At 63.0% G+C, this 24171-nt stretch carries 22 protein-coding genes and 1 tRNA gene; 16 read left to right on the forward strand and 7 right to left on the reverse strand.

The genetic code is table 11. The annotated features are described in order from the left end of the window. Positions 1-57: 57 nt before the first annotated feature. Positions 58-417: a YybH family protein gene (locus NKK47_RS08400; protein ID WP_352539344.1), complete on the forward strand. Its 360-nt coding sequence runs from the start codon at positions 58-60 to the stop codon at positions 415-417. 22 nt (positions 418-439) lie between these two features. On the opposite strand, the gene trhO is transcribed toward NKK47_RS08400, so the two are convergent. Further along, on the reverse strand, positions 440-1360 hold the full coding sequence (gene trhO, locus NKK47_RS08405; RefSeq protein ID WP_352576093.1) for an oxygen-dependent tRNA uridine(34) hydroxylase TrhO: 921 nt from the start codon (positions 1358-1360) through the stop codon (positions 440-442). A gap of 168 nt (positions 1361-1528) precedes the next feature. Between trhO and NKK47_RS08410 the strand changes: the two genes are divergently transcribed. Next, entirely contained in the window at positions 1529-2167 is a 639-nt protein-coding gene (locus NKK47_RS08410; RefSeq protein ID WP_352576095.1) for a 2-dehydro-3-deoxy-phosphogluconate aldolase, read from the forward strand. Positions 2168-2220: 53 nt separating this feature from the next. Here the strand turns inward: NKK47_RS08410 and NKK47_RS08415 are convergent. From NKK47_RS08415 to NKK47_RS08425, 3 genes are all read right to left on the reverse strand, one after another. Beyond that, positions 2221-2294 (reverse strand) — tRNA-Gln (locus NKK47_RS08415). Positions 2295-2378: 84 nt separating this feature from the next. Beyond that, complete coding sequence (mepK, locus tag NKK47_RS08420; RefSeq protein WP_352576097.1) at positions 2379-4247, reverse strand: peptidoglycan L,D-endopeptidase MepK; 1869 nt, start codon at positions 4245-4247, stop codon at positions 2379-2381. Positions 4248-4606: 359 nt separating this feature from the next. After that, positions 4607-6184, reverse strand: coding sequence for a sigma-54-dependent transcriptional regulator (locus tag NKK47_RS08425; RefSeq protein WP_352576099.1), 1578 nt, complete (start codon positions 6182-6184; stop codon positions 4607-4609). Between the two features lie 152 nt (positions 6185-6336). Here NKK47_RS08425 and NKK47_RS08430 point away from each other — a divergent pair, with 152 nt between their 5' ends. The 6 genes from NKK47_RS08430 (at position 6337) to NKK47_RS08455 (ending at position 12533) form a co-directional block, all read left to right on the forward strand. Further along, positions 6337-8172, forward strand: coding sequence for a M3 family oligoendopeptidase (locus tag NKK47_RS08430; RefSeq protein ID WP_352576101.1), 1836 nt, complete (start codon positions 6337-6339; stop codon positions 8170-8172). Positions 8173-8563: 391 nt separating this feature from the next. Further along, a complete protein-coding gene (locus NKK47_RS08435; RefSeq protein ID WP_352576103.1) occupies positions 8564-9373 on the forward strand; it encodes a helix-hairpin-helix domain-containing protein in 810 nt (269 codons plus the stop codon). Positions 9374-9530: 157 nt separating this feature from the next. Further along, positions 9531-10682, forward strand: coding sequence for an aminodeoxychorismate synthase component I (locus tag NKK47_RS08440; RefSeq protein WP_352576105.1), 1152 nt, complete (start codon positions 9531-9533; stop codon positions 10680-10682). Beyond that, complete coding sequence (locus NKK47_RS08445) at positions 10631-11293, forward strand: aminotransferase class IV family protein (protein ID WP_352576107.1); 663 nt, start codon at positions 10631-10633, stop codon at positions 11291-11293. Before NKK47_RS08440 ends, NKK47_RS08445 begins: the two co-directional genes overlap by 52 nt. Positions 11294-11310: 17 nt before the next feature. Beyond that, entirely contained in the window at positions 11311-11598 is a 288-nt protein-coding gene (locus tag NKK47_RS08450; protein ID WP_023675400.1) for a YciI family protein, read from the forward strand. After that, entirely contained in the window at positions 11595-12533 is a 939-nt protein-coding gene (locus NKK47_RS08455) for a heme-dependent oxidative N-demethylase family protein (protein ID WP_352576109.1), read from the forward strand. Before NKK47_RS08450 ends, NKK47_RS08455 begins: the two co-directional genes overlap by 4 nt. Here NKK47_RS08455 and NKK47_RS08460 read toward each other — a convergent pair. Continuing rightward, positions 12530-12973 (reverse strand): DUF6640 family protein, encoded by a 444-nt coding sequence (locus tag NKK47_RS08460; protein ID WP_031194347.1) that lies wholly within the window; start codon positions 12971-12973, stop codon positions 12530-12532. The two genes, NKK47_RS08455 and NKK47_RS08460, sit on opposite strands and share 4 nt — an antisense overlap. A gap of 15 nt (positions 12974-12988) precedes the next feature. Beyond that, the gene (locus NKK47_RS08465; protein WP_352576111.1) at positions 12989-13318 is read right to left on the reverse strand and encodes a MoaF-related domain-containing protein; all 330 of its coding nucleotides are present in this window, start codon (positions 13316-13318) and stop codon (positions 12989-12991) included. Between the two features lie 189 nt (positions 13319-13507). On the opposite strand from NKK47_RS08465, the gene NKK47_RS08470 reads away from it, so the two are divergent. The 8 genes from NKK47_RS08470 to NKK47_RS08505 all read left to right on the forward strand — a co-directional run bounded on the left by NKK47_RS08470 (position 13508) and on the right by NKK47_RS08505 (position 23071). Further along, on the forward strand, positions 13508-14557 hold the full coding sequence (locus NKK47_RS08470) for a LacI family DNA-binding transcriptional regulator (protein WP_352576113.1): 1050 nt from the start codon (positions 13508-13510) through the stop codon (positions 14555-14557). 158 nt (positions 14558-14715) lie between these two features. Next, a complete protein-coding gene (locus NKK47_RS08475; protein ID WP_352576115.1) occupies positions 14716-15954 on the forward strand; it encodes a hypothetical protein in 1239 nt (412 codons plus the stop codon). A gap of 122 nt (positions 15955-16076) precedes the next feature. Next, complete coding sequence (locus NKK47_RS08480; RefSeq protein ID WP_352576117.1) at positions 16077-17522, forward strand: homospermidine synthase; 1446 nt, start codon at positions 16077-16079, stop codon at positions 17520-17522. Between the two features lie 186 nt (positions 17523-17708). Beyond that, entirely contained in the window at positions 17709-18083 is a 375-nt protein-coding gene (omp10, locus tag NKK47_RS08485; protein ID WP_023720183.1) for an outer membrane lipoprotein Omp10, read from the forward strand. Between the two features lie 188 nt (positions 18084-18271). After that, positions 18272-20299, forward strand: coding sequence for a 5'-nucleotidase C-terminal domain-containing protein (locus tag NKK47_RS08490; protein ID WP_352576119.1), 2028 nt, complete (start codon positions 18272-18274; stop codon positions 20297-20299). 150 nt (positions 20300-20449) lie between these two features. Further along, positions 20450-21514: a ferrochelatase gene (hemH, locus tag NKK47_RS08495; RefSeq protein WP_352576121.1), complete on the forward strand. Its 1065-nt coding sequence runs from the start codon at positions 20450-20452 to the stop codon at positions 21512-21514. A gap of 131 nt (positions 21515-21645) precedes the next feature. Continuing rightward, positions 21646-22596, forward strand: coding sequence for an SPFH domain-containing protein (locus NKK47_RS08500; RefSeq protein ID WP_352568140.1), 951 nt, complete (start codon positions 21646-21648; stop codon positions 22594-22596). Positions 22597-22606: 10 nt separating this feature from the next. Further along, on the forward strand, positions 22607-23071 hold the full coding sequence (locus NKK47_RS08505; RefSeq protein ID WP_023675390.1) for an NfeD family protein: 465 nt from the start codon (positions 22607-22609) through the stop codon (positions 23069-23071). Between the two features lie 7 nt (positions 23072-23078). Here NKK47_RS08505 and NKK47_RS08510 read toward each other — a convergent pair whose 3' ends face one another. After that, positions 23079-24080 carry a KpsF/GutQ family sugar-phosphate isomerase gene (locus tag NKK47_RS08510; RefSeq protein ID WP_023675389.1) on the reverse strand — a complete coding sequence of 334 codons (1002 nt, stop codon included), beginning with the start codon at positions 24078-24080 and terminating at the stop codon, positions 23079-23081. Between the last annotated feature and the right edge of the window lie 91 nt (positions 24081-24171).

Consider the following 24171-nt stretch of genomic DNA (forward strand, 5'->3'; position numbering starts at 1 on the left):
CGAAACCGCCCCCGACTTCGACTAATGTCGCGGCATGTCGCTTGGGAGGAGCCTGGCATGACCGATGAGACAGACCGCCAGCCGGCACGCGATCCCCAGGAACTGGAGCGCCTGCTGATTTCACGGCAATGGGTCGGAGACATTGACGGCATGGCAGCGCTTTTCGAGCAGCATGCCGTCATCGACAGCGGTGGCGGACAACTGACGTTCGGCCGCGAAGCCATCCGGGGGCTGTTCGCGGAGATCACCGCAACCGGCCGAAAATTTCAGTCCGGAGATCAGCGCCCGGCTGTCGTCAATGGCGACCTGGCGCTCACCTCGACCCGGCTTCCCGACGGCACCATCACCACCGAGGTCGCGCGCCGGCAGAACGACGGGACATGGCTGTGGGTCATCGATCGCTTCTCTGTTGCTTGACGTGAAGTTGCTTAACGTGAAGCTAACTTCCGATGTGACGATCGCCGCGCGCTTGCGCCAGCTCGACTTGGCGCTGGCGCTCGGCGTAGCGGGCGCGATCTTCGTCCGAGCGGGCATCGAAGCAATGCGGGCATGAAACGCCGGTGGCATATTCCGGCGACAGCCGGTCTTCCGCAGCTAGCGGATGTCGGCAGGCGCGGCAGAGTTCGGCCTCGCCTTCGAGCAGCCCGTGCGATACCGAAACGCGCTCGTCGAAGACGAAGCATTCGCCTTGCCACAGGCTCTGTTCGGCGGGGACGTCCTCGAGATATTTCAGAATGCCGCCCTTGAGGTGGAACACATCCTCCAAACCGAGCGACTTCACATAGGCCGTCGCCTTCTCGCAGCGTATGCCGCCGGTGCAGAACATGGCGACCTTGCGCCCCTCGAGCTCATGCCGATGCTGCTCGACCCAGGCCGGGAATTCGCGGAAGCTGTTGGTGGCGGGATCGACAGCGCCCTTGAAGGTGCCGAGCGACACCTCGTAGGCGTTGCGCGTGTCGATGACGATGGTGCCCGTATCCGAGATCAGTGCATTCCAGTCGGCCGGCGCGACATAGGTGCCTGCACCTGCCGCCGGATCGATATTGTCCACGCCCATGGTGACGATCTCGCGCTTCAACCGCACCTTCATGCGGTGGAACGGCATCGTTGCGGCGCTGCTGTATTTGATCTCGAGGCCGGCGAGACCGTCGATGGATTCGAGATGATCGATGAGCGCGGCGATTGCCGTTTCACTGCCGGCGACCGTGCCGTTGATGCCCTCACGCGCCAACAGCAGCGTGCCTTTGATGCCGCGTGCGCAGCAGAAGGCGGCGAGCGGCGCGCGCAGCGCCTCGAAGGTTTCGAGCCGGGCGAAGCGGTAAAGCGCGGCAACGCGGAAGGCTTGGCTGGACGGTGTCATCACCAAGCCACTAAACGCTCACGACAGCCGGATCAAGGCAGAGCCGGGAGCGGTCAGACCGCGGAGGTTTCGAACACCACGCGTGACATCGCGACACGCCGCGTTTCGTGGACAGAAAAACCGCCTTCTGCTAACCGGTCGACTTGATCAACAGAGGAGAGACGACGAATGCCCAGCACGACCGAAAAGCTCCTGTCGCTCCTCAACGGCCAGCCGGTCATACCGGTGCTGAAGATCGCCAATCCCGCCGACGCGGTGCCGCTGGCCCGGGCGCTGGCCAGCGGTGGCCTGCCGGTGATCGAGATCACGCTGCGCACCGCCGACGCGCTGGAGGCGATCCGCCGGGTGGCAGGCGAGGTCGAAGACGCGGTCGTCGGCGCCGGCACCATCCTGGACGCCCGCCAGTTCGGCGAGGCGGCGGCCGCCGGTTCGAAGTTCATCGTCAGCCCCGGCATCACCCGCGAGCTTCTCGCGGCAGCCAAGGACAGCGACGTGCCGTTGCTGCCCGGCGCCATCACGCCGGGAGAGGTCATGGCCGCGCGCGAAGCCGGCCTGCGCTTTCTGAAATTCTTCCCGGCCGAACAGTCGGGCGGCATTGCCTCGCTCAAGGCTTTCGCCTCGCCGCTTGCCGACGTGAAATTCTGCCCGACCGGCGGTATCACCGGCAAGAACGCCGCCGACTACCTCAGCCTGCCCAACGTCATCTGCGTCGGCGGTTCCTGGGTGGCGCCGGACGATCTGGTCAAGGCCGGCAAATGGGACGAGATCGAAGCCTTGGCGCGCGCCGCGAGCAAGCTCGGGCGCTAGCACCTTCTGCATGAAGAAAACCGCCGCCGATCTGTCCGATCTGGTTCGCCGGCTGGTTCCCGCTCATGGGCTCGAACCACGATTCACGCCTTCAAAGGGCGCTGTCCTACCATTAGACGAAGCGGGAGAATGCCGACCGCTGGTTAGCATCCCTGGATGAAGGAAGCCAGTGCCGGCGGTGGAGGCAGCCGCGCGAGGTGCCCAGCGCGGCCTACTCGGTCTTGAAGCGGGCAACCGACATGAACTTGACGGCTTTGCCGGTGAACCGGTTTGCGTCGGCCATCTCGTTGCCCGGTTGGAAGCCTATCATATAGACCTCGCTCGGTGCCGTACGGACGAAGTCGTAGGCGTAGCGCGGCGCCGTTGTCGCATCTGAAACGGTTGCGACATACTCACCGCTGTGCAGCGCCCACCGGGCGGCCTGCGGCGCGGCGGCGACCACCACCGGCTTGGGGCCGGGTTTCAGGTCGCGGGCGGTGGCCCTGGGTTCCTTGCGTGTGGTCTTCACGCCCGCTCCGATGACGGCGGCCGGATCGGAGCCGGCCGGACGGGCAACGATGGCCTCGCGCGGCGATGCCCCGTCGCTCGATGCCCCGTCTTCGCTCGCCGGTTCCTCGAACACCGATGCTTGCTCGGAAAGCGACGCGACCTTGTATTCGTCGGTCGCGCTGACCCTTTCGAGAACGGCCTTGACCTCGTCGGGCTGGGAACTGTCGGGCCGCGCCGACGGCAACACCGAGAATGCGTCGGTGGCGGTGTTGCTCCGCTCGGCCGCACTCGCCAGCGCCAGCAACACTTGCTTGTCCTGCGGCGCAAGACCCGCCGGCGAAAGATCGGCCGGCAGCGAATGATCGGGCCGCCAGCTCGGCACGGGAATGTTGTTTGCAGCGACCTGCACCGGGCCGGCCGCAGCAGACGGGTCTGCTATGCCGAACGGAACATTTGCCGGTGCCACACTGGCCGGCGTCACGCTTGCCGGCGCTTGCGCGGTCGCCACCGCCTGTTCAGTCGATCCAGCCGCATCCGCCACGCCGAACGGAACGTTTTCAGGCGGCTGGGCGCCGACGTCGGTCTTCGGACGCGGAGCAAAATCCGGCAGCGGGATGCTGCGCGCCGGCAATGCCGCGATGATCGTCTCCGGCGTGTCGTTCTCCGGTTCAGGCGCAGGCGCCGGAGCATCGGCGACTTCCGGAATCTGAGCGCGCTTGGCATCCTGAGGCGCCACGATGGCAATGCCAGGCAGGTTGCTGCTCTTGGCGGACGGCGCCGGCTTCACGTTGCGGGGCTTTGGCGCCGGCTCGGCCATCGCCACGTCGGCGCTGTCGTCCGCCTCGTCGTCGCCACCGCCGAAGAAGGCTGCCAGGAACCCGCGGGATTTTTTGCCGCCGCCGCTTGCGCTGGCCAGTTCAATGGCCGGTGCGCCGGCGCCCTTGCGGGCTTTGTAGGAGGCGAGCGCCTGTTGATAACCAGGCAGCGGCTTGCCGTCGCTCGGCACATGCAGCGTCTTGCCGTTGGGGAACACGCGCGCCAGTTCCTGGCGGCTGATGCCGGGCCAGTGGCGCACATTGCCGACGTCCATATGCACGAAGGGCGAGCCGGAGCTGGGATAGTAGCCGACGCCGCCGCCCTGCATCCTGAGGCCGATGTCACGCAGCTTCTTCAATGGGACACCGGGAATGTAGAAATCCATCGCCCTGCCGAGCATGTGCTGGCTCTTCTCGGCGACGCCCCTGCTGCGGCTGCGCAGCATCGAATTCGTGGCCGGCGAACGATAGCCGCAGACGACCTGGATGTAATCGGTGGCGCCGCTCTCCCGATACGCTTCCCAGACCATGTCCAGCAGGCGCGGATCCATCTTGGTCGGCTCGTTGCGGCGCCAGTCGCGCAGGATGATGTTGATCTTTCGCAAGCCCGCCTGGTCGTAGCGGCCATTGCGCTTGTAGACGATCTCCGCCTTTTCATGCGTGTGGAGATGATAGAGCTTCAGCGAACGTGTCTCGGCGCTGGCGCCGGTTGCCGCCGCTGCAAGGAACCCGACGGCAACAATCACCGCTGCCAGCCATCTCGGCCAGACGCTCATGTGATAATGCCGCCCGTTTTTGTGTCGTTCGATTCTGTTCAAATCAAAAGGCCTTGCAGGCTGCCGTTTTGTCCCCGGATTTGACCAAACGGATGCGTGGTGTGTGCATCCGAATATCGATCCTAATGGTTAATCATCGCTTATTGAAGCCGAAATGCGGTAACACGGTGGCGATATCCCGCCAAAAATATTGCGCAGGATATCTTGGTAAACCGCTGGTTTAGATCATGTTTTGGCGCCAGCTCGAAACACGATCTGTTACCGTCCGCCTTAATACGTGAACACTGTGGCGAACACATCATTTCGAGGCGCAGTTGCGTGGAATGATGTCCGGATGAGAACCGGCTTGGCCCTGTGACTCAGGAAGCGAGCCGTTCGACGCGGCCGGTTTCCGGGTCGATGCCGTATTCCTTGAGCTTGCGGTAGAGCGTCGACCGGCCGATGCCGAGGCGGCGGGCGACTTCGCTCATCTGGCCGTTATAGTGATCGATGGCGAGCTTGATCATTTCGAGTTCGACGTCGGCCAGCGCACGCACATTGCCGCGCTCGTCGAGCGCCCGCAGCGTGCCGAAACGAGGCTTGGCTGGTGCATCGGCGTCGGCGGCTGCGATGCCGCCAGCGGCCGATATGTTGTCGCGCGGCTGGCTGCCCGAAGCCACTCCGGAAGCTGGCCACCCTGGAGTTGGCCCCCCTGAAGCCGGCCACCCTGGAGCTGGCAAGGCGATACCCGAATCGAGATTGACCGTGCCCTCGACTTGCGCCCGGATCTGCGGGAATTCTTCTTCGGTCAGCATGTCGCCGTCGGCGAGCACCGAAGCCCGGAAGACGGCGTTTTCGAGCTGCCTTATGTTGCCCGGCCAGTCATAGGCCTGCAGCATGGCAAGCGCCGCAGCCGAGATGCCTCGCAGGCGGTGGCGCGGATCGGCGGGCGCCACCTTCTCCATGAAGTGCTCCACCAGATAGGGGATGTCGTCGCGACGGTCGCGCAATGGCGGCACGAAGATTGGATAGACGTTCAGCCGATAGAACAGGTCCTCGCGGAACTTGCCGTCCTTGACCTGCTGCACCAGGTTGCGATGGGTTGCCGAGATCAGCCTGATGTCGACCCTGACGGCCGAGCGCCCGCCAACCGGATCGACCTCGCCGTCCTGTACGGCGCGCAACAGCTTGACCTGCACGTCGAGCGGCAGGTCGCCGATTTCGTCAAGGAACAGCGTGCCGGTGTGCGCTTCGACGAACTTGCCGGTATGTTTTTCGGTGGCGCCGGTGAACGAGCCCTTCTCGTGCCCGAACAGGATCGATTCGACCAGATTGTCGGGGATGGCGCCGCAATTGACGGTGACGAAGGGTTTCGAGCGGCGGTCGCCGCTGCCCTGGATGGCGCGCGCCACCAGTTCCTTGCCGACGCCGGATTCACCTTCGATCAGGATCGGAATGTTGGACGCCGCCGCCTTGCGGCCGAGCCGGATCACCCGATCCATCGCCGGACTGTGGGTGATCATGTCCTTGAACGTCAGATGGCCGCCGCGCTGCCGTGACGAGCGCTTCACTTCGCCTTCGAGCGCTTCGACCTTGAGGGCGTTGCCGATCGACGCCTGCAGCCTGTCGGGAGAGGCCGGCTTGACGACGAAGTCGAAGGCGCCGTGACGCATTGCCGAAACGACGGTTTCGATGCCGCCCTGCGCGGTCTGCACGATGACGGGAATGTGGATGCCACGCTCGCGCATCGCCTTCAGCACGCCGATGCCGTCGAGCCCGGGCATCATAAGGTCGAGGATGACCACCGACACGTCGCGCGCATTGGGTCCGTCGACAAACTCGAGACCCGCCTCGCCGCCATCGGCGACGATCGCGGTGTGGCCGAATTTCGTCACCGCCGCCTCGAGAAGCCTGCGCTGCACGGGATCGTCATCGACTATGAGTATGGAAGCTGCCATGACTGATCCGACCGTGCCCGCCCGAGAATGCGCCCTATGGATCATCTTGGCACAGGGTTCTAAATAAGCTTTCAAAAAACCCGGTGAATGAATTCCTTAGGATTTGACCGGCTTCTCGTTTCCTCGAATTTTTGTGTCTGGAAGGATCGGCAATGCGCATGGTTTTTGCTCGAAAGCTGGCGGCGGCGCCCGGTCAGGGCGTGGCGGAGCTTGGCGACCTGCCGGAATGGAATCTGGCCGATCTCTATTCGGGCATGGAAGCGCCCGAGTTGAAGCGCGACATCGCCAAGGCCGCCGTCGATGCCATCGCCTTCGAGAGCCGTTGGAAAGGCACGCTCGCCGCCGAGGCCGGGCGTGGCAGCGCCGGCAGGCTTGGCGAGACGCTTCAGGCCTATGAAACGCTGGAGGAGCTGATCGGCCGCATCGTCTCCTATGCCGGGCTTGTCTATGCCGGCAACACGTCGGATCCGCAGCGCGCCAAGCTCTATGGCGACATCCAGGAAAAGATGACCGATGCCAGCGCGCACCTGCTGTTTTTCGCGCTCGAGCTGAACCTCATCGACGATGGCGCGATCGAAAACGCACTCGCGGCCGATCCGGCCTTCGCCCATTACCGGCCCTGGGTGCTCGATCTGCGCAAGGACAAGCCCTATCAGCTCGAAGACCGCATCGAGCAGCTCTTCCATGAAAAATCGATCACCGGGCGCGGGGCCTGGAACCGCCTGTTCGACGAGACGATGACCGATTTGCGCTTCGACGTCGACGGCGAGGAGCTGACGCTGGAGCCGGCACTCAATCGCCTGCAGGACGCAGACAGCGAGGTGCGCCGCCGGGCGTCCGAGGCGCTGGCCACGACCTTCCGCAAGAATTTGCGCGTCTTTACGCTGGTCACCAACACGCTAGCCAAGGACAAGGAGATTTCTGACCGCTGGCGCGGCTTCGAGGACATTGCCGATTCCCGCCACCTCGCCAACCGCGTCGAACGCAGCGTGGTGGATGCACTCGCCGCCGCGGTTCGCGACGCCTATCCACGCCTGTCGCATCGCTATTACGCGATGAAGGCGCGCTGGCTCGGCATGGAGGTGATGAACCACTGGGACCGCAATGCGCCATTGCCCGATACCCCGCAGGCAGTCATCGGCTGGGACGAGGCCAAGAACACCGTGCTTTCCGCCTACCAGCGCTTTTCGCCCGACATGGCGGAGATCGCCAGAACTTTCTTCGACCGCAACTGGATCGATGCACCGGTGAGACCCGGCAAGTCGCCTGGCGCCTTCGCGCATCCGACCGTGCCTTCGGCGCATCCCTATGTGCTGCTCAACTACATGGGCAAGCCGCGCGACGTGATGACGCTGGCGCACGAGCTCGGCCACGGCGTGCACCAGGTGCTGGCCGGCGGCCAGGGCGCCCTGATGGCATCGACGCCGCTGACGCTGGCCGAAACCGCATCGGTGTTCGGCGAAATGCTGACCTTCCGCTCGCTGCTCGAGCAGACCACCGACAAGCGCGAACGCAAGGCCATGCTCGCCCAGAAGGTCGAGGACATGATCAACACGGTCGTGCGCCAGATCGCCTTCTACGAGTTCGAGCGCAAAGTGCATGCCGAGCGCAGGAGCGGCGAACTGACCTCCGACAAGCTCGGCCAGTTCTGGTTGGAAGTGCAGGCGGAAAGCCTCGGGCCGGCGATCAAGCTGCGCGAAGGGTACGAGATTTTCTGGACCTATATCCCGCATTTCATCCACTCGCCTTTCTACGTCTATGCCTATGCATTCGGCGATTGCCTGGTGAACTCGCTCTACGCGGTCTACCAGAACGCCGAGCGCGGCTTTCAGGAGAAATATTTTGCCATGCTGCGCGCCGGCGGCACCAAGCATCATTCCGAGCTTCTGGCACCGTTCGGCCTCGACGCGGCCGACCCTGCCTTCTGGCAGATCGGGCTTGGCGTGATCAGCGGACTGATCGACGAGCTGGAAGCACTGGACAATTGATGCGCAACACTGGGTGATGCGCAACACCGGATGACCGGGTTTTCCAGAACAGTTTAGCTGCAATGCATATTGGCGATGGTTCTATTCTTGTCTTGGATATTTGTTCTTAAATAACTTTCCATGGAAGTTTTCCGTTAGATTCCCGTAAGCTGTATGATAGCGTCCGCCCTCAAGCTCAGCCGGGCACGAATGGATCCGGTCGGAAAATCCCGACCGGTCATGGCGTGTCGGCGGATGCGACAACGGTTGTTGGCCAGGGGCAAACCGGTCGCCGACAGCTCGATCGAAGCCGGCTGTTCTGCAAATTGCGGAACCACCATCGAATGGTCCTTCGCCGAGGTCATGGCTCCACAGGCCAGGGCGGACGGATCGGACTGGAGAGAGAAAGACAATGGGCACTTTTTTCTACATGCTCCTGGCGTTCCTGGTAGGTGTGTTGGTTGGCTGGTTCATTTGGGGACGCCTGCGTGGCGAACTCGACAGTTTGCGCGGCGATCTAGACCGCACGCGCAGCGAACGCGACAGATTGCGGGCCGATAGCGACCGTCTGACCGGTGAGTTGGATGCATGCGGCCGCGCCCGCGCCGATCTCGAACGCCGGCTGGGCGAGGCGAAAACCACCCAGGCGCCAACCGCGAAGGCGGCAACAGCCAAGGCGCCAGCCGCCACGACCGGCGCGACCAAAGCCGCGATGCAGGCGCCGTCAACGCTGATGTCGACATCCGCACCGGCTAAACCGGCGCCGAAGAAATCTGCAACGGCGAAGGCCGCGACCGCGCCACGCGCAAGTGCCGCGAAAACGGCAACACCGAAACCGCCTGCATCGAAAGCGAGCGCCGCGCCGACGACCGCGCCAGCGGCAAGCAAGGCTGCGCCAGCGGCAAGCAAGGCCGCGCCAGCTGCAAAGAAAGCCGCCACCGGCAAGGCAACAGCCACTGCCCCAGGCAAAGCCAACGATCTGCGTCGCCTGATCGGCATCGGCCCGACCAACGAGCGGCTGCTCAAAGGGCTTGGGGTCACGACCTATGCCCAGATCGCCGCCTGGACGCCCGACGATGTCAAGCGGATCGAGGCGACGTTGAATTTCGACGGCCGCATCGAACGTGAACGCTGGATCGAGCAGGCGAAACTGCTTGCCGCCGGTGACGAGAAGGAATTTGCGCGCCGCTTCCCGACCGCGGGGGAAGCCAGCAACACCTGATCCATCGCAAGGTGGCATTTTGGAACAAGGCGGCGCCCACTGGCGCCGCATTTGTTTTTGCCGCCGCGCCTTTGCGTCTTGAGACGCCGCTCCCTCGATTGCGCACGGTCGAGCCCCCATATAGATCGATCGCTGGTGACCGCAGCATCCGAGCCTTATGTCCCTGCCCCTGCCCTTTGCAATTTTCAGGAACGACGAGACCGCGCGGCAGCTCGTTTTCGACCGGCCGGCCGAGATAATCGCAGCGCATGGCGAGGCGGATTTTTTGCCTGCCCTGGAAGCCGCGCAGGTAGCACATGACGGCGGCAAATGGCTGGCCGGTTATTTCTCCTACGAGGCCGGTTACCTGCTCGAACCCAAGCTCGTTCCGCTGCTGCCGGCCGGCCGCCGCGCCCCGCTTTTCTGCCTCGGCGTGTTCGACGCGCCAGTCGAGGAGACGATCGCGCCAGGCGATCTGCCGGCTAGCAACGGCCCAATCTTCGACGCCAAGGCAGCCTGGTCTTCGGACGACTACGCCAAACGCTTTGCCAGGCTGCATGACCATATCCGCAAGGGCGACTGCTACCAGGGCAATCTGACCTTTCCGGTCCACGCACAATGGTCGGGCGATCCACTGGTCGCCTTCGACGCGCTGACTGAACGCCAGCCGGTGAAGTATGGGGCGCTGGTCGCGCTCGGCGATCCGATCGTCTTGTCGCGTTCGCCCGAACTGTTCTTCGAGGTGGACGCGGAAGGCATGATCGAGACGCATCCGATGAAGGGCACCGCGCCGCGCGGCGCAACAAAAGCCGAGGACGATCGCCTGAAAGCGTTCTTGCGCAACGACGAGAAGAACCAGGCCGAGAACCGGATGATCGTCGATCTCCTGCGCAACGACATCTCACTGATCAGCGAGGTTGGCACGCTCGATGTGCCGGAGCTTTTTCGCATCGAGAGCTACCCGACGGTCCACCAGATGGTGAGCCGCGTGCGGGCAAAACTTTTGCCCGGCCTCGCCATCCGCCAGATTTTCGCCGCGCTGTTCCCCTGCGGTTCGATTACCGGCGCGCCGAAGATCCGCGCCATGGAGATCCTGCGCGAGCTGGAAGGTGGCCCGCGTGATGTCTACTGCGGCGCCATAGGCTGGATCGCGCCCGGCGGCCGGATGCGCTTTTCGGTGGCGATCCGCACCATCTCGCTCTTTGCCAATGGCGAGGCGGTCTACAATGTCGGCGGTGGCGTCGTCTTCGATTCGACAGCCGAAGAGGAGTACCAGGAGTGTCTGCTGAAAGCCCGTTTCGCGACGGGAACACTGCCGATTTCGAACTGATCGAAACAATGCGCTGGGAACCCGGCTCGGGTTTCGGCCGTTTCGACCGCCATCTCGCGCGGCTTTACGGTTCGGCAAGCGAACTCGGCTTCGCCTGCGACCCGCAAAGGGTCGGCGAAGCGCTGATGAATGCGGTCGGCCGCCAGCACATCGCATTGCGCACTCGCCTCGTCCTGTCGCGCAAGGGCGAAGTGGCGGTGTCGGTGCAGCCCTACGAGCCGCTCGCCGCAGACAAGGTCTGGACACTTCAACTGGCACGGGTGCGGCTTGATTCGAGCGACACGCTGCTGCGTCACAAGACCAGCCGCCGACAACCCTATACACGCGCCCGCGCCGAATATCTCGCCGGCCGCGCCGACGAGGTGCTGCTCGCCAATGAGCGGGGCGAAATCTGCGAGGGCACGATCACCAATGTCTTTGCCGATTTCGGTGACGGCGTGCTGGCCACGCCGCGGCTCGATTGCGGCCTGCTGCCTGGCGTCCTGCGCGGCGAACTGCTGGATCAAGGCCGCGCCGGTGAAGCGGTCTACACGTGGAACGAACTGCAATCGGCCAAGGCGCTGTTCGTCGGCAACTCGCTGCGCGGATTGATCCCGGCGCAGCTGGGCTGAAGCATCTGGAGACAACAATGTTCGTGGTTTCGCTGAACTACAAGGTGCCGCTGACCGAGATCGACCGCCTGCAGCAAGCGCATGTCGAGTGGCTGAAGGCCTGCTATGCGCAAGGTATCTTTGTCGCCTCCGGGCCAAAGCGGCCAAGGACCGGCGGCATCATCATCGCGCGCGGTCCACGCGAGGAGCTCGATGCCAGACTGGCGGACGATCCCTTCGCCAAGGCAGGTGCCGCCGATTACGAAATCACCGAATTCACGGCGAGAATGGCCGCTGCCGCACTGGAAGCCTACAAAGAAGCATGAGTTTCCGCACACCGACCCACACACCCTATGACGGCTCGTCGAAACTGTTCACCATCGGGCTGAAGCCGCTCAATCTCGATAGCTGGATCGAGGTCGACGAATATCTGCTGCCCTATCTTGCCGAGAAACGCCGGCTTTATGCGGAAATTCCCGGCAAGGTTTTTGTCGAGGAGCAAACAACGCGCGACGCTCAGCGCGAAGTGCTCGATCTGCTCGGTGCGCATCTGGCGGCGAACTTTCCTGAGACCCACAGGCGTACCGCCGACGGGATCGAGGTGATCGGCGGCACCGACGATCTCGAAGGCTCGGGCACCGCAGCTTCTTTCAGCGATGCGCCGCTTGCCGCGGCCTCGTTGCTCGTCCAGGAAGATTTGATCCTGATGCGCCGCGACGAGAGCGGCTGGCGTCTGGCGGCCGGCTCGCTCTGCTTCCCGTCGTCATGGTCGCTGACCGAAAAATTCGGCAAGCCGCTGCAGCAGATCCACGCGCCGGTACCGGGTTTCGGCCCGGGCACACGCCCGGCCGATCTCATCAACCGCATGTTCGACGGCCTCCAGGGCCAAGCCGTCGAGCGCTACAACTGGTCGATCCAGGCGGGCGACGCGCTCTACCATCCGCTCTCCAACCTCGAACGCATCGACCGCGCCAGCAGTCGCCCGTCGAGATTCCCGGATGGCGACATCGACGCCCATGCCTTTATCCGCGTCGAGCGGCAAACGCTGAGAAAGCTCCCCGTTTCGGGCAACGTACTCTTCACCATCCGCATCCATCTCGACCCGCTCGCCGTGCTGGAACGCCACCCCGACCGCGCGGCGCTCGCGGCGTCCTTGGCCGAACAACTTCTGGCGCTGGACGAGGCACAACTCGACTACAAGGGGATGACCGCCGACCGTGACCGGCTGGTCGCGTGGCTCAGGGCGCTAGTGCTGTCCTAAATCGCGGCCAGGCCCAGCAGCAGGATCGCGGACATTGCGGTAAAGACGGTGACGTTGACATCCCACCGCCAGCCCGCCGGTCCAAACGGCGGCCGGAACGGCGGATAGCCGTTCTCGTCATACAGCACGCCACCGTAGATCGGCCGCGAGAGCATGGCCGCGAAGAATGCTCCATACATAGCCGCGGCCAATCCCCCGGCGAGATAGAGCCGCTCGGCTTCGAGTTGTCCCTTGATCCAGATAAGTCCGAGCGCAATCAGCGCCACACCGGTGTAGCTCAGCACCTGCCAGACGACATGAAACCGGGCGTGTGGGGTCCACAACGGATTGGTTGCATGTGTGGCGTTCAAGTCGGCTTTGATCGTCGCTACACCGTAACCCACGGTCGCGACGCTCAGCAGAATTCGGGCAAGCAGATGACTGTCATAAGCGAGTTCCATCGCATTTTCCTCCCCTCACGCCGGAACGGCTTGAATGGCCCCCTGGGCACAGAAGAGCTGCCCATCGGCCAGCCGCGCATAATTATGGACGATCCCCTTCTCGTGATCCTGCAACTGCACGATGAAGTTGCCGCTCTGCTCCGTCCAACTCGCGAGCACGAGATTCGGGCGTACGCTGGTCAGGTCGACCTTGACCACCTCGTCGATTTCGGTGGTCCCGATCGACGCCTGGATATGCAATTCCCGCGGCGAGAAAAACGTCAGCCGTGGTACGAAGGGGCCGAAAACGCAGTCGAAAGTCTTGCCGACGAGCGAAGCTGGAAAAGCATCGGTTTCTGCCATCATCCTCTCCTTGGGCATGGCCGCTGCGGCCACACCATTGACGGTTCTCGGTGTCGCAGTCGCATAACATTCCGAATATATGCCCTTGGAGCGCTCCAAGGAATACGATCCGCCTATTTCGGTTTTGAGTCAATAAAATTCTTGGAGCGCTCCAAAAAATGGTCTACCTCAGGGAAAACGAGTGAATCGCCAATGCCAACCCTAGCCGATGTCGGCAAGGCTGCCGGAGTTTCCCGGGGGACTGTTTCCAACGTCTTCAACCGGCCGGAGCTGGTCAGGCCCGAATTGCGCGAGCGCGTCGAAGCGGCCGCGCGAGCGCTCGGGTTTGGCGGCCCCGATCCGAAAGGACGATTGCTGCGGCACGGCAAGTTCAATGCCATCGGGTTCATGCCGCCTGGCGCCTACGCCATCTCCGAAGTGATGAGAAGCCCCTATGGCCGCGAGTTGGTGCTCGGCGTTTCGCTCGCCTGCGACGAGGCTGGAACGACGCTCAGCCTTGTAAACGGCACCGATGACACGCGCTTCGCCAGCATCCGCGATGCGCTGGTTGACGGCTTTATCCTTGGTCACAGCGCCGATATTGGTCTCATAATTTCGGTCCAGAGACGGCGTCTGCCCTTCGTCATTCTCGAAAGCGACGCAGGTGCCGACATCAATTCGATAAAGATCGACGGCTGGAGCGGCGCGGTAGCTGCCGTCCGGCATTTGACCGGGCTGGGGCACCGGCATTTTGCCATCCTTTCGGTGCGACGGACTCCCGGCCCACCGATTGTCCACATGCCCGGACAGGCAACGCGCCCGCTTCTGGCCGGCTTCCCGCTCGACGATGAAAGGCTCGACGGTTTCAAACAGGGTTTGGCGGAGGCGAATTTGTCGATCGACGATGTCCCGATCATCGAGACGATCCCAGGCGAGCCATCTGCCGGAGCAGTGGTGTTCGACAGGGCGCCTGAAGCAACCGCGATCCTGACCATGTCGGATTGGCAGGCAATCACGGTACTGGACGAGGCGGTTCGCCGCGGCATAGACGTGCCGGGCCACGTATCGGTCGTCGGCTTTGACGGCACCGCTGAATCCGCACGCACCACGCCTCCGATGACCACTGTCGCGCAAGACGTGATCGGAAAAGGCAGGCTGGCCGCCCGAATGGTTCTTGACAATGAGGCCCCCCGCCAGGTCGTTCTGCCGGTAGAACTGGTGGTTCGAGCCTCCACGGCCGGGCCGAGGGCAAAAGTCCGCTGAAACGGGCGGATGCGCCATCCGCATCTGGGGCGGCGCTGGCAGCGTCTTTTCGCTGAGCAGCGTCTGGCACTGAACGGGGCACAACTTGACTGTAAGGGCCTGACAGCCGACCGTGACTGTCGGCGGAAGACAACTGTAACTTGTGGCTTGGGGGAACAATGATCCAGCATCTTGGCAGGCCGGTCACGTTCATGGCCGCGATCCTGGTACTGTCGACAGCAGCTGAGGCGGAGCCGGTGACTTATGCCGGCAAGCTTGGAAAAAGCGATATCGTCGTCGAATTCACCGGCGACCCCGCGACCGCCGACGGCCCGCTGGCCGGCCGCTACTTCTACCGCTCGAAGGGCGTCGATATCCCGCTGCAGGCCAGGTTGCAGAAGGGCAGCAAGTTCGAACTGGCCGAGGAGGAGGCATGCGGCGCCGATAATTGCGATGACGGAAAGGCCGCGCCGATCGCCGCTGTGTGGCGCCTGGCCTCATCCAGTAACGGCAAGACCCTTGAAGGCAGCTGGAACGGAAAGAAGGCGCTGCCGCTCAGATTGGAACGGGTCGTAAGCCGGCAAGTGACCGGGAACGAGCCCAGCACCCCGCTCGATCTCTACGATTTCAGCTTCATGAACTTCTTCGCCAATGACACGCCGCTCACCATGGAAACGTCCCCTTATGACTATCTGCGGATGGACACTCAGCTCGATAACGGCCAGACGACTGGTTGGCCGGACGCAACCTACCGCTATGTCGTCGACCCCCGCACCAGGTTTGCCACGCCGCGCATTGTCGAACTGTCCGGCGACGTTCCGATCGAGGCCGCGAATGCTCTGCTGCAAGACAGGCACTGGCGCGCAAACATCGGCGCACTGGGCTGCGTGGCGGCGCAATATGCCGGTTTCAACGAAGGCGGGCCGATTGACGGTATGAACGGCGGCACGCTCGGCGGCTATGAGGACAGCACATTCGAAGTGACCTCACTGACGTCGCGGCTGATGAGCTGGCGGGAGTCCGGCAGCATCTTCTGCGGCGGAGCGCATCCGACCAACTATTCGGACGCCTACATCATGGATGTGCGCCGCGGCATCCTGCTCGGTCTTCAGGACATTTTCCTGGATACGATAGATGGCAAGCCCGGACCTTCGCTCGTCTCCTTCGTCAAGCAGCGGCGCAAGAAACCGACCGATCAGACCGATATTGATCACGAAGCCGAATGCGGCATCGACGATCTCATCGGCGAATATCTAGCGGTCAGCCTCTGGCGTGAGGGCGACAAGCAGGTTCTGGTTTTCGGGCTCCAGACCCTGCCGCATGCCATCCAGGCCTGCGCCGACGATCTGCTGGAACTGCCGGTCTCCGAGGCACGTGACCTCTTCAAGCCTGAATTCGCAAGACTGGTCGAGCCGTAGCCGGGATGGCGCGGTGTAACGCCGGCCGTCCGCTTTTCGCTTTATTGTGACAATGATCTATGGTTTGTCGCGCCGCGGCCAAGCCGCTGTTCCGAAGCGTTTTTTGAGGGAGTAATCGATAAATGGCGAATGAAAACTGGCCCGTTTACGGTGAGATCACCGGCCCTGTCGTGATGATCGGCTTCGGCTCGATCGGACGGGGAACGCTGCCGCTGATCGAGCGCCATTTCAAATTCGACAAGTCGCGCATGACGGTCATCGACCCGCGCGACACCGACCGCAAATTGCTCGACGAGCGCGGCATCACTTTCATGCAGGATGCGGTGACCAAAAAGAACTACAAGAAGCTGCTGACACCGCTTTTGACCAATGGCGGCGGCCAGGGCTTTTGCGTCAACCTGTCGGTCGACACTTCCTCGCTCGAGTTGATGAAGCTCTGCCGCAAGCTTGGTGTCCTCTATATCGACACGGTGGTCGAGCCCTGGCTCGGCTTTTATTTCGACGAAAAGGCCGACAACGCCTCACGCACCAACTATGCGCTGCGCGAGACCGTACGTACTGAAATCGCGAAGAACCCTGGCGGCACCACGGCGATCTCGTGCTGCGGCGCCAATCCGGGAATGGTCTCGTGGTTCGTCAAGCAGGCACTGGTCAATCTCGCCACAGATCTTGGCCTCGACTTCTCGGAACCCGCGCAGCACGATCGCGAAGGCTGGGCCAGGCTGATGAAGAAGGCCGGCGTCAAGGGCATCCATATCGCCGAGCGCGACACCCAGCGCACCAAGAAGCCCAAGCCGATGAACGTGTTCTGGAACACCTGGTCGGTCGAAGGCTTCATTTCGGAAGGGCTGCAGCCGGCCGAGCTCGGCTGGGGCACGCATGAGGCGTGGATGCCGAAGAACGCCAAAAGCCACAAGAACGGTTCGAAGGCCGCGATCTATCTGGAGCAGCCCGGCGCCAATACACGCGTGCGCACATGGTGTCCGACGCCCGGCCCGCAATACGGTTTCCTGGTGACACACAACGAAGCGATCTCGATTGCCGATTTTTTCACGCTGCGCGGCAAGAAGGGCAAGGTGCAATACCGGCCGACCTGCCATTACGCCTATCATCCCTGCAACGACGCCGTGCTGTCGCTGCACGAGATGTTCGGTGTCGCCGGCAAGGCTCAGCCCGTGCATCACGTGCTCGACGAAAATGAACTGGTCGATGGCGTCGACGAACTCGGCGTGCTGCTCTACGGCCACGCCAAGAACGCCTACTGGTACGGCTCGCAGCTGTCGCTGGCCGAGGCGCGCAAGCTGGCGCCCTATCAGAACGCCACCGGCATGCAGGTCACGTCGGCGGTGCTGGCCGGCATGGTCTGGGCGCTGGAAAATCCCGAGGCCGGCATCGTCGAAGCCGACGAGATGGATTACAAGCGCTGCCTCGACGTGCAGAACCCATATCTCGGGCCGGTCAGGAGCTATTATACCGACTGGACGCCGCTCGACAATCGGCCTGGTCTGTTTCCCGAGGATCTCGACACCAAAGACCCGTGGCAATTCCGCAACATCCTCGTTCGATAGCAGCGTTGCCTCGACACTCCGCCAGCTTGCAATCGCCCGGAAATCGGGCGATTGAAGAGGGGCGGCCTAGAGCGACGTGCGTCCATTTGGACGCACAAAGTACGCTCTAGCACTTTGAATGTGCGCATCGTGCTTTCCGAAAATCGGATCGATTTTGGGCCGATGCGAGAGGAGAGGATCTTGAAGATGACGATTGCGCAAAGACTGCTTTCGGCTGGCATTGCCGCGGCCGCTACGGTCGCGTTGGCGGCCTGCACGACAACCGGCCCAGGCGAGCCGCCGGTGATCACGGCCAAGGGGGTTGAAGGCTCCTGGATCGACGCGCAGGGCACGGGCTTGTCGACCTTCAAGGGCGGCAGCTTCGCGACCGTCGCCACCGATACCGGCCAGAAGCTTGCCGATGGCAGCTACACCATGACCGGCGGCACCTCGGTCGAGATCCATGGCACTTCGCTGATCCGCCAGACGCCAATCAGCTTCAACTGCTTGATGGTCTCCACCAGCCAGCTCAATTGCACCAGCGCGAGCGGACAGAATTTTGTGCTGACCAGGCGCACCTGAAATCCGATTCCGAATTGACTTTGCACAAGGGCGGCGGCTTCAAGCCGCCGTCTTCTTGCGCCGGCAAAGCTGATGCCGATTTCAGCTTGCATCGACTGAAACGCGATGTGAACATGGCCTGAGAGGGCTGTTACATCCAGTCAAACAAGAGCGTTAACGCCACTGGTCAAGTCACCCGGGAGACGAGAATGAAGAAGATTGCTGCCATCGCCGCGCTGTCGGCATCGGCGCTTGGCCTGTCGGCTGGGGTATCTTTTGCCGACTACACGCTCAACATCCTGCACATCAACGACTGGCACAGCCGCATCGAGAGCAACAACAAGTACGAATCGACCTGCTCGGCCGAGGAGGAGACCAAGGGCGAATGCGTCGGCGGTGCCGCCCGCCTGGTCACCGCGATTGCGCAGGAGCGCAAGAAGCTGGAGGGCCAGAACGTGCTGCTGCTCAGCGCCGGCGACAATTTCCAGGGCTCGCTCTTCTACACGACCTACAAGGGCAAGACCGAGGGCGAATTCCTCAACCAGATGAAATTCGACGCCGAGGCGCTTGGCAACCATGAGTTCGACGATGGCGAGTCGGCGCTGGCGCCGTTCCTCGACATGATCAAGTTTCCGGTGCTCGGCGCCAATGTGAAGGCCAATGCGCAATCCAAGCTCGGCGACCGCGTCAAGCCGTCGATCGTGGTCGAGGTCGGCGGCCAGAAGATCGGCATTGTCGGCGCGGTCACCAACGACACGCCGGAGCTTGCCTCGCCTGGCCCGAACATCGCCATTGAAGATGACGTCAAGTCGATCACCGCCGAGGTCGAGAAACTGAAGCGAGAGGGCGTCAACAAGATCATCGCGGTCACCCATATCGGCTACAAGCGCGAGCGCGACGTGATCGCCAAGATCCCGGGCATCGACGTGGTGGTCGGCGGCCACAGCCATTCGCTGCTGTCCAACACCGACCCCAAGGCGGAAGGCCCATATCCGACGATGGTCGACAATCCGGACGGTTACAAAGTGCCGGTCGTGCAGGCGGCGTCCTATTCGAAATATCTCGGCGAGTTCAAGGTCGTGTTCGACGACAACGGCGTCGTCAAGGAGGCAAGCGGCGATCCCATCCATCTCGACAAATCGATCACGCCCGACCCCGCCGTGCTTGCCCGCATCAAGGAACTCGGCGCGCCGATCGAGGCCTTGAAGAACAAGGAAGTCGCCGAGACCACCAAGGCGATCGACGGCAGTCGCGAAAACTGCCGCGCCCGCGAATGCGAGATGGGCAATCTGGTCTCCGACGCCGTCCTCGACCGGGTCAAGGGCCAAGGTGTCGAGATCGTCATCTCGAATGGCGGCGGCTTGCGCGCCTCCATCGACCAGGGCACCGTCACCATGGGCGAGGTTCTCACCGTCCTGCCGTTTCAGAACACGCTGGCGACCTTCCAGATCTCCGGCAAGGATTTGGTTGCCGGCCTCGAAAGCGGCCTCAGCCAGGTCGAGGACGGCGCCGGGCGCTTCCCGCAGGTTGCCGGCCTGAAATATGCGTTCGACAAATCGGCGCCGCCTAACGGACGCGTCAAATCGGTCGAGGTCATGGAAGGCGGCGCCTGGACGCCGATTAAGCCGGACAAGGATTACCTGGTCGCCACCAACAACTATGTCCGCCAGGGCGGCGACGGCTACAAGGTGTTCGCCGAGAAGGCCAAGAACGCCTATGATTACGGCCCGGGGCTGGAACAGGTCGTCGCCGACTACCTAGGCGCGCACCGGCCCTATACGCCGAAGCTCGACGGCCGCATCACCGAGATCGCCGCGACCGTAGCCCCGGCCGCAGAACCTGCCAACCCTGCCGAACCGCCAAAACCTGCTGAGGCTGCGCCGGCAAAGCCCGTTGAGCCGGCAATGCCCGAAATGCCGGCCGGCTCCGGCGACATTTCCAAGACGCCGCCGGCCGTCCCGGCTGAAACAGCGCCGGCACCCGCACCCGCCGAGCCGGCCCAGCCGGCGGCACCTGCGGCTCCGGCCACACCGGCTCCGGCGACCCCTGCTCCGGCTGAGCCGGCACCGGCCGAAAGCAGCCATGTAATCGTCGCCGGCGATACCTATTGGGATCTCGCGGTGAAGGCTTATGGCGACGGCACCAAATGGAAAATAATCTCCGATGCCAACAAAGCCTACGAGCCACGCCGCCTTCCGGTCGGCGCAACCTTGACGATCCCGGCGGCCTCGAAGTAATCCGGCCGCAGGAACGCAATGCACCCGCCCGGCAGACCGGGCGGGTGTTGCATTTCTGGGATAAGGTGCGGCCAGACGCAGCATTTGAAAACCGGCGCGGCATCGCTACTTTCGCCGCGGCACCGTTGGTTCGCGGTGTTGGAGAACCTCATGACGCTTGCCAACCCTGCTGAAATCAAAGCCGAGAAGACTGCCGCCTCGCCGTCGGCAGGGCGCCCTCTGGTCAGGACCGGCAAGGTCGGTGTCATGCTGATCAATCTCGGCACCCCGGACGGCACCGGCTTCAAGCCGATGTGGCGCTATCTCCGGGAGTTCCTGTCCGATCCGCGCGTCATCGAGCTCAACAAGGCGATCTGGTATCCGATCCTCTACGGCGTGGTCCTCACCACCCGGCCGAAGAAATCAGGGGCCAACTATGCCAGGATATGGAACCGGGAGCGCAACGAGTCGCCGCTGCGAACCTACACCCGCGCCCAGGCCGAGAAGCTCGGGCTCGCGCTCGGCGAGCTACCCAATGTCGTCGTCGACTGGGCGATGCGCTACGGCAACCCTTCGACCGAGAGCGTGGCCGAGAGACTGGTCGAGCAAGGCTGCGACCGCATCCTGTCTTTCCCGCTCTATCCGCAATATTCGGCGACGACGACTGCGACTGCCAACGACCAGCTGTTTCGCGCGCTGATGAAGATGCGCCGCGCCCCGGCCATTCGCAGCGTGCCACCCTATTACAACGAGCCGGCCTATATCGAGGCGCTCGCCCGTTCGATCGAAAAGCATCTGGCGAGCCTCGACTTCGAACCGGAAATTGTCATCGCTTCCTATCACGGCATTCCGAAACCCTATTCCGACAAGGGCGACCCCTACCAGGCCCATTGCCTCGAGACGACCCGACTGCTGCGCGAAAAGCTCGGCTGGGATGAAAACAAGCTGATTACCACCTTCCAGTCGCGCTTCGGCGCGCAGGAGTGGCTGCAGCCCTACACCGACAAGACGGTCGAAAGACTAGGGCGCGAAGGCGTGAAATCGGTCGCCATCGTCAATCCAGGATTTTCCGTCGACTGCATCGAGACGCTGGACGAGATCGGCAGGGAAGCGTCCGAGACCTTCCATCATGCCGGCGGCGAAAAGTTCGCACACATCCCTTGCCTCAACGACAGTGCCGAGGGCATGGCGGTGATCGAGGCGATGGTGCGGCGCGAGCTGTCCGGCTGGGCCTGAACAGATCACCCGTCTATGCACCCGCAATCCGTGATCACCTGATTGTAACATTGCTGAAACACACTTAAGTGTTTGATGGGAATCGGTCGCGTGGAATATCCAACATGGCCGGCCTTTGAGGGGAGAGCCAAATGGGTTTCAGTGGTTTTGATATCGCGCTTCTTGTTCTTGTCGCCCTTGTCGTGCTGGTGCTTATCAAGGGCATCCGAACAATTCCGCAAGGCTATAATTATACCGTCGAACGTTTTGGCCGTTACACCAAGACATTGAACCCAGGCCTCAACCTGATCGTGCCTTTCGTCGACCGTGTCGGCGCCAAGATGAACATGATGGAGCAGGTGCTCGACGTTCCGACGCAGGAGATCATCACCCGCGACAATGCCACCGTTGCCGTCGATGGCATCGCCTTCTATCAGGTGCTCAACGCGGCGCAGGCCGCCTACCAGGTCTCCGGCCTGCAGAATGCGATTCTCAATCTCACGATGACCAACATCCGCACCGTGATGGGCTCGATGGACCTCGACGAACTTTTGTCGAACCGCGACGCCATCAACGAGCGCCTGCTGCGCGTCGTTGACGAGGCGGCGCATCCCTGGGGCATCAAGATCACTCGTGTCGAGATCAAGGACATCAACCCGCCGGCCAATCTCGTCGAATCGATGGGCCGACAGATGATGGCCGAGCGCAATAAGCGCGCGCAGATCCTCGCCGCCGAAGGCCTCAAGCAATCGCAGATCCTGGAGGCCGAAGGCCGCAAGGAAGCCGCCTTCCGCGATGCCGAGGCGCGCGAGCGCTCGGCCGAGGCTGAAGCACGCGCCACGCAGGTGGTGTCGGAGGCGATTTCCAAAGGCGACGTGCAGGCGCTCAACTACTTCGTCGCGCTGAAATACACCGAAGCGCTGACCAAGATCGGCTCAGCGACAAATAGCAAGCTCGTGCTGATGCCGATGGAGGCCTCATCGCTGATCGGCACGCTCGGCGGTATTGGCGAAATCGCCAAGGAAGTTTTCCGAAGCGAAGGCACCGCCGGTGCCGCACGACAGGCCGCCCGCCCGCCGGTCGTTCGTCCGAGCGAAACCTGAGGCCACAGCCATGCTCGACCGCATTGTTTCCGAACTCGGCCCGTGGAGCTGGATGGTCCTCGGCTTCGTCCTGCTGGTAATGGAGGTCATCGCGCCGGGCATTTTCATGCTGTGGATCGGCATTGCCGCGCTGTTGATCGGCGTCGTCTCACTGCTCATCTGGGATGCCGGTTTCTGGACCTGGCAAGTCCAGGTCCTCGCCTTCCTCGCGCTGTCGCTGGTCTCGGCCTATGTCGGCAAGCGGCTGGTGGGCGGGCGCCATGATGAAACCGACCAGCCCCTTCTCAACCGTCGCGGCGCACAGATGGTCGGCCGGACCGCGACCCTTGCCGAGCCGATCAAGGACGGGCGCGGCCGCGTAAAGCTGGGCGACACGTTGTGGCGCGTCTCCGGCCCTGACCTGCCGGCCGGAACGCAAGTGCGCGTGACGGGCGCCGCTGATACCGACCTGGAACTGACGGTCGAGGCGGTCTAGAAGCCCGCTAGGCAGCACCGATGCGCAGCAGGTCGTGCAGATGGACGAGCCCGATCGGCCGCCTGCCTTCGACCACCATCAGGCTGGTGATAGCCGAGTCGTTGATCGTCTGCAGCGCCGTCGCAACAAGCGTGTCGGGCGCGGCCATTTTCGGCTCTCTGGTCATCACCTGATCGACGCTCATTGCCAGGAGATCGCTGCCGATATGGCGCCTGATGTCGCCATCGGTGATGATGCCGATCAGCTTGCCGTCCGCGGCAGTCACGGCCACGCAGCCAAACCCCTTGCGCGACAATTCGAGGATTGCCTCGCGCATGCCGGTACCTGACGACACCAGCGGCAGCCTGTCGCCGACATGCATGATCTCGCGGATCTGCGTCAGGTTGGCTCCGAGCTGGCCGCCGGGATGGAACGTGCGGAAATGGTCCGGGGTGAAGCCGCGTGCCTCGAGGAGCGCGATGGCCAGCGCATCGCCCATCACCATTTGCAATAGTGTCGAGGTCGTCGGCGCAAGCCCGTGCGGGCAGGCTTCCGGTGCTCGCGGCAGCAGAAGCACAACGTCGGCCGCGCGCGCCAGAGCCGATTTTTCACCCGCGGTGACCGCGACCAGCGGGATCGAGAAGCGCCTCGAATAGGCGATGATGCCCTTGAGCTCAAGGCTTTCGCCCGACCACGAAAGCGCGATTATGGCGTCGTTTCTGGCGATCATGCCAAGGTCGCCGTGATTGGCTTCGGCAGGGTGGACGAAGAAGGCCGGCGTGCCGGTCGAGGCGAGCGTTGCGGCGATCTTCGAGCCGATATGGCCGCTTTTGCCGACCCCGGTGACGATGACGCGGCCATCGATCTGCGACACCATGCCGACGGCTCGTGCGAACGGCTCGGCCAGCCCGTTTTCGAGAGCGTCTGCCAGTGCCGCGACGCCGGCCTGCTCCGTCGCCACGGTTCTCAGCGCCGAGGCAATCGCGGCCTGCCCGTCATGCCGCTTCCTGTCTGGGGATTTCACGTCCATGGACGATGCGATTAGCGCTTCGGCGCGCGCCTGTCCAACGGAATTGCCGTCCCGAACCTCCTGACGGGCCATGCCTCAACGCTCCGTTAAC

It is taken from the genome of Mesorhizobium sp. M0019, assembly GCF_040323975.1.
Lineage (GTDB): Bacteria > Pseudomonadota > Alphaproteobacteria > Rhizobiales > Rhizobiaceae > Mesorhizobium.